1 protein-coding gene is annotated in these 7,583 nt (G+C 69.0%); it reads right to left on the bottom strand.

Annotated features, from left to right (window positions below):
• Positions 1-7,583, bottom strand: a 7,583-nt coding sequence (locus AC1D1G_RS38315; RefSeq protein ID WP_477956196.1) for an amino acid adenylation domain-containing protein, incomplete at both ends; no start/stop codon positions are given.

Here is a 7,583-nt window from a genome sequence, read left to right as displayed (position 1 = left end):
CCCTCCACCCCAGCACCGAACGGATTCGCCACGAACCGATCCGCCGTCAAATCCGGCCGCCCCTGATGCCCCCGCGCCAACTGCACCCCCCCGAGTTTCGACACCCCCGACCCCCCCACCGGCCCCACCCGCAACCGCCCGTCGAGCACGTAGACCTGCGTATTCCACACCGGCACCCCGATCGGCACCACCGTCCGATCCGCCCCCGTGACCTCGTGGAACGTCACATCCACCGACGCCTCCGTCGGACCGTACAGATTGTGGATCCGGGTGCCTGGCACCAACGCCTGCATCCTCGATGCCGTCTGTGCGGGCAATGCCTCCCCCGAGGCGAACACCCGCCGCAGGCTCGTGCATCGCGTCGCTGCCGGTTCCGCGGTGAACACGGCCAACATCGAGGGGACGAAATGCACCGTCGTGACATCATTCTCGACGATCGCGTTCACCAAATATTCCGGGTCACGGTGCCCGTCCGGCTCCGCGATCACCAACCGCGCACCGACGATCAACGGCCAGAACAACTCCCACACCGACACATCGAACGTCACCGGCGTCTTCTGCAGGATCACGTCCTCCGACGTCAACGGGTACCGATCCTGCATCCACAACAACCGATTCACCACACCCTCGTGCGGMACCGCCACCCCCTTCGGCCGACCCGTCGACCCCGACGTRAAGATCACATACGCCGGATYMKCMGGACGCAACGGCGCACGCCGCTCCYCATCCCCCACCGGAGAATCCGAGAAMCCCGACACATCCAGGGYGTCCAACTCCACCACCCGCACACCCGCAGGCACCMCCACCCGATCCGAAGACATCGTCAACACCAACACCGGRTCCGCAATCCCCACCACAAAACCCACCCGCTCGGCAGGCAGATCCGGATCTATCGGCACATACGCCCCACCCGCCTTCACCACCGCGTACAACCCCACCAGCAAATCCACCGAACGACGCACCGCCACACCCACCGACGACTCCGGACCCACCCCCGCCCCGATCAGGAACCGCGCCAACCGATTCACCCGCGCATCGAACTCCCCATACGACAACACCACATCCCCACACACCACCGCCGGCACATCAGGCGTACGCGCCACCTGCGCGTCGAGCAGGTCGGCAAGGGTGGTGCGCGGCACCGGGTGACCCGTCGCATTCCACGAACCCACCACCAACGCCCGCTCACCCGGCCCCAGAACCTCCACATCACCGGCCGCGGTGTCCACGTCGCCGGCGATCGTCACCAGAATCCGGACGAGGCGGTCGGCGAGCGCTGCGGCATCGTCCCGGTCGACGGCTCCCGGCTGGTAGCGCAGACTCAATCGCAGCCGTGGTTCGAGGATCGACAGCAGAGTGAGCGGATAGTGCGTGGCGTCGCGGGCATCGAGACCGGTCACCCGCATGCCCCCGATGTCGGTGTTCTCGTCCAGTCCGGACGTGTCGATCGGGAACGACTCGAACACCGACAGCGTGTCGAACAGATTGCCCACACCCACCCGCGACTGAATCTCGCCGAGGCCGAGGTGATGGTGGTCGAGTAGGGACGTCTGCTCGTCCTGCAGGCGGACGAGTAGCCGCCCGACGCTCTCGTCCGGGTCCACCCGCACTCGCACGGGCACCGTGTTGATGAACAATCCCAGCATGTTCTCGACACCGGACAGCTGCGGTGGACGACCGGACACGGTGGCGCCGAAGACCACGTCGTCGCGGGAAAGTAACCGGGACAGCAGCATCCCCCACGCCGCCTGAATCACCGTGTTCACGGTGACACCGGCGCGCGCCGCCGCCGCCGCGAGTCCGCCGCACACCGGGGCGGGCAGTTCGACGTCGAGTTCGTGGGGCACACCGTAGAGCGCCGGGGACGCGTGGGGCGCCACCAGCGTCGGCTCCTCGACACCGTCGAGCGCTCGTTTCCAGGCCCGCGCCGACGCCTCCGCGTCCCGGGTCGCTACCCAGTCCAGATACGTGCGGTACGAGGGCGGCTCCGGCAGCCCGGCCGGGTCGCCGTCGGCGGCATAGCGAACCAGCAGTTCCCGCACCAGCAGCGGCATCGACCAGCCGTCCAGGATGATGTGATGATTCGTGACCGCCAGCACGAAGCGCTCGGGTGCGGTGTGGAACAGGGTCAGACGGAGCAGCGGCGGCCGGGCGAGGTCGAATCGGGCACTGCGGTCGTCGTCGAGGAGGCGCGCGAGTTCCGTGTCGGGGACCGACCCCTCGACGGTGAGATCCACTTCCCGCCACGGCACGTCCACCGCGTCGACCACCAGTTGCGCGGGCACCCCGTCGTCGTAGACGAACGCGGTCCGCAGGCTGGGGTGACGGGCCAACAGTCCCGCCGCGGCGGCGCGCAGCCGTCCCGCGTCGACCGCGCCCGCGAGGTCGATGCGCAGTTGCGCCGTGTAGACGTCCATCGACTCCGCGGCCAGGGACGCGTGGAACAGCAATCCCGATTGCAGCGGAGACAGCGACCACACGTCCCGCAGTCGCGGGAACCGCGCCTCCCAGCGCTCGATCTGCTGCTGGCCGGCCGATACCAGCGGAAGGTCGGACGGTGTCAACCCGCCCGCATCCGGTCGTGACAAGTGCGCGGCAAGCCCGTCGAGGGCGCGGCGCCATAGATCCGCGAACGCCGCGACCTCGGCCTCGTCGAGGACCCCGGCCGGAAAGGCGAACGACGCCCTCAACCGGGGCCCCTCGGGACCGTCGGCGACGACGGCGTCGATGTCGATCACGGACGCGACCGGCAGGTCGGGGTTGCGCGTGCCGCCGAGCGTGCTCTCCACCGGCAGCCAGTCCTCGGCCCCGTCCGTGGTGGTCACTCGACCGAGATAGTTGAAACTCACCTGCGGAGCGCGGAATCGGCGGAGGGCCTCCGACGTCTCGTCGCCCAGGTAGCGCAGCAGTCCGTAACCGATCCCGTGATCCGGGATCGCCAGCAACTGCTCCTTGACGGCCTTGACCGCTCGCCCTGCCGCGACACCACCTGCCATCGCGTCGTCGACATCGATTCCGGTGAGGTTCAACCGCGCCGGATACACGGTGGTGAACCAGCCGACGGTGCGGGACAGGTCCGCGCCGGCGACGACCTGCTCCTCGCGGCCGTGGCCCTCGAGGGTGATCAGAGCGTCCGAGACGGAGACGCCCCGATCCCGTCGCCAAGCGATCAGTGCCAGCGCGACGGCGGCGAGCAGTCCATCGCCCACACTCCCGTGGAACGCGGCCGGAAGCGTGGTGAGCAGGGCATCGGTCACCGCCGACGGCACGTCGACCGTGACGGTGCCGACGGTCGCGTCGACGTCGATCGCGGGATCCAGTGGCCGCGAACCGATCAGTGGGTCCGCGCCGTCCAGGATCTTCTCCCACGAGGCCAGTTCGCCGGCCCGGTGCCGCGCAGCGTCGGACAGGCCGTGCGACCACCGCCGCATCGACGTTCCGACTGGCGGCAGTGCCGGTGTGAGATCGGCCTGGAGTTGGCTGCACGCCGACGCGAGATCCGCGACGAGGATGCGCCACGAGACACCGTCGACCACGAGGTGGTGCACCACCACGAGCAGTCGCCCGGCGCCGTCGGGGACGTCGAACCAGACCACCCGCACCATGCGGGCCGCGGCGGGGTCCAGGTGGTCGGCCGCAGCATCGAGTTCCATGGTCGCGAGTGCGGTGAAGCCGTCTCCCGCCACCGTGTCGACCGGAACCCGGCGGACGAGTGCTTCCGCCGGCACCGCGCCCGCAGGCAACACGTCCATGCCTTCTCGGGAGACACCCGCGCGGAGCATGTCGTGCCGGTCCAGTAACGCGTCGACGGCGCGGACGAGGACCTCACGGGTGAGACCGGCGGGGGCCGCCAGCAGCAGTGCCTGCGTGAACCTGTCGAGCCGTCCGCCGCTGCGCTCGAACGTCCAGCACGCGACGGGTGTCAGCGGCAGGGGGCCGATTCCGCCGCCCGGCAGCTCGTCGAGCGCCACCGCGCCGTCGCTGTCGAATCGCGCCGACGCGGCGAGACCGGCGACCGTCCGGTGGTCGAACACGTCTCGGGGAGAAAGGGTTACACCGGCGGCTCGTGCGCGGGCCACCAACTGGATCGACATGATGCTGTCGCCGCCGAGGGCGAAGAACGAGTCGTCCACGCCCACCGAGTCCAGGCCGAGCACCTCCTCGAACAGTCCGGCGAGAAGCGCCTCGGTCTCGGTTTGCGGCGGCCGACTCTCGGAACCCGCGAAGTCGGGAGCCGGAAGCGCTGTGCGGTCGAGCTTTCCGTGCACCGTCAGCGGAAGCGATTCGAGCATCACGAGCGCCGCCGGCACCATGTACGACGCCAACCGGCCCCCGACGAAGTCGAGGACAGCCCTCGCATCGATCGTCGCACCCGGTTCAGGCACCAGGTAACCGATCAGCCGATCGCCGCCGTCCCCCTTCCACACACTCGCGACCGCGTGGGCCACGGAGTCGTGGGCGAGCAACGCCGACTCGACCTCGCCGAGTTCGATCCGGAAACCCCGGATCTTCACCTGGGAATCGGAGCGCCCGAGGTACTCCAACTGACCGTCGGGCAGCCAGCGCGCACGGTCGCCGGTGCGATACATCCGGCTTCCCGGCGGGCCGAAGGGATCGGCGACGAATCGTTCGGCGGTCAACGGGAACCGCCGGCGGTACCCGCGTGCGAGGGCGGGGCCTGCCAGATACAACTCCCCTGCGACACCGGCAGGCACCGGGTGCAGTCGCGCGTCCAGCACGACCTCGGCGAAACCGAGCGTGGGCGCGCCGATGGTGATCGGAGCCCCCGGTACCAGTTCGTCACTGATGCTCGACACGACGGTCGACTCGGTCGGCCCGTACGCGTCGAACATGCGACGGCCCGGCGCCCACCGTTCGACCAGTTCGGGTGGGCACGCCTCGCCGCCCGTCACCACACACTCGAGCGCGGTGAGACCGTCGGGGTCGACCGACGCCAGCGCCGCCGGAGTGACGAAGCAGTGCGTGACCCGCTCGGATTCCAGCAACTGCGCCAATTCGGCACCGCCGTAGACGGCCGGCGGTGCGAGCACCATCGTGGCTGCCGCGCCGACCGCCAGCAGCAGCTCGAGAACGGACGCGTCGAAGCTCGGCGATGCGAAGTGCAGCGTCCTGGATTCGGGCGTGGTGCCGAACGTCGCCCTCTCCTGTGCAGCGAAGGAGGCGAGACCACGGTGCGTGGTGACCACACCCTTGGGCGTGCCGGTCGACCCCGAGGTGTAGATGAGGTAGGCGGGATTGTCGATCCGAATCGTCGCTGTCCGCTCGCCATCGGTGATCGCCGACAACGGATAGTGCGACAGTCGATCCTCCAAGCCCGGTTCATCCAGCACCAGCCACGGCACCGTGTCCGGAAGTGCGCCGCGCTGCGCCGACCCCGTCATACCCCACACGGCACCGGAGTCGGTGAGCATGAATTCGATCCGTGCTGCCGGATGGTCCGGATCCACCGGGAGGAACGCGGCCCCCGACTTGGCCACCGCCCAGACGGCCAGGACGGATTCGACGGACCGCGGCACACACACTGCGACGACGGATTCCGGGCCGACACCGTGCTCGATCAACATGCGGGCCAGCTGGTTCGATCGCCTGTCGAGGTCCCGGTAGCGCACGACGCGCCCGTCGAAGATCAGCGCAGTGGCCTCCGGATCGTTCGCGGCCGCCTCAGCCATCAGATCCGGCAGCGTCCGTGCTTCGACTGCCGCACCGCCCGTCACCGGGGTCAGTACGGCACGCTCCAGTGGTCCGAGAATGTCGATGTCTCCGACCCGGGCGCCGGGGTCGGCCGTGACTTCTTCGAGAATGCGCACGAGCCGTTCCGCGAGGCCGAGCACCGTGTCCTCGTCGAACAGATCGGTCGCGTAGCCCAGCGCCGCGGCGATGCCGGTCGGGTTGCCGTCGGCGTCGGCGTTCTCGGCCAGTGTCAACTGCAGATCGAAGTTGACGGTGTCGATCTCGAGGTCGATGTTCCGGACCTGCAGATCCGGCAACTCCAGAGTGGGGCGCTCGATGTCCTGGAACTCCAGCATCACCTGGAAGAGCGGCGCGTACGCCGTCACCCGGGAAGGACTCAGGACTTCCACCACCCGTTCGAACGGGACCTCCGCGTGGGTGAAGGCGCCCAGATCGGTTTCTCGAACGCCGGCCAGGAACTCGGAGAAGGTGGCGCCGCCGTCGACGTGGGTGCGCAGGACGAGGGTGTTGACGAACATGCCCACCACGTCGTCGAGTTCGCGTTCGCCGCGACCGGCGATCGGCGTCCCGACGGCGATGTCGTCCGCACCGCTCACCCGTGCAAGCATGATCGCCAACGCGGCATGCAACGTCATGAACACCGTCGTGGTGTGTTGCCGCGCCAGCCTGACCACACCGGCATGAACTTCCGGATCGATCACGAACTCGACGCGGCCGCCGCGAAGTGACCGCACGGTGGGACGGGGACGGTCGGTGGGCAACTCCAGCACTTCGGGCAGATCCGACAGCGTGGTGGTCCAGTAGGTCAGCTGTCGTGAAATGGGTGAATTCTCATCGGATTCCGACCCCAGCCACTCGCGCTGCCACAGCGCGTAGTCGGCGTACTGCACCTCGAGCGGGGCCCAGTCCGGGGCCGACCCGCCTGCCCGGGACACGTACGCGTCGATGACGTCGCGCGCGAGGGGTGCCATCGAGAAGCCGTCGGCCGCGATGTGGTGCACCACCACCGCGAGCACGTGCACATCCTCGTCGAGCCTGAACAGCCGTGCGCGCAACGGCACCTGCGTCGTGACGTCGAATCCCGCGGACAGCACTCTCCGCGACTGGTCGCGAAGCTCGGATTCCCCCGACACCGCGATCGGTTCGAGGTCGGGCACCGCGGTCGCCGCGGGGAGGATCACCTGGCGTGGCCCGTCGTCGGTGAGCGGGAAGAGGGTGCGCACGGCCTCGTGCCGTTCGACGACGTCGGCCACCGCCGCCTGGAGCGCATGCAGGTCGAGCCGCCCCTCGAGCCTCAACGCGAACGCGACGTTGTATGCGGACGAGGAGGTGTCGAACTGGTTGATGAACCACATTCGCTGCTGGGCGGGGGACACGGGGACTTCGGCGGTACCATCCCTCGGCTTCAGCGGTGGCCGGGCCTCCAACCCTTCCTGCGCCTCGGCCAGCGCCGCCAGACCGGCCACGGTGGGGGCGTCGAATACGTCGCGAATACCGATCCGGTCCCCGACGGCCGCATTGATCCGCGCGACCAACCTGGTGGCGATCAGAGAGTTTCCGCCGAGGGCGAAGAAGTCGTCGTTCACGCCTACCCGCGGGAGACCGAGCAGGTCGGCGCACACGGCGGCCACTATCCCCTCGATCGGGGATCGGGGAGCGACGAAAACCACCGCGGCGCTGACGAAGTCCGGTTCGGGCAGCGCTTTGCGATCGAGTTTGCCGTTCACCGTCACCGGCAACTCCGCCAGCACCACCACCACCGACGGCACCATGAACCCCGGCAACGCCACCGCAGCCGACTCCCGCACCACCCGCTCGTCCACCACCGCACCGGCCACCGGCACCACATACCCCGCCAGATACTCCCCCGA

This window comes from Rhodococcus sp. P3_B8 (assembly GCF_056402775.1).
This window is presented reverse-complemented; position numbering and strand designations above follow the sequence as displayed.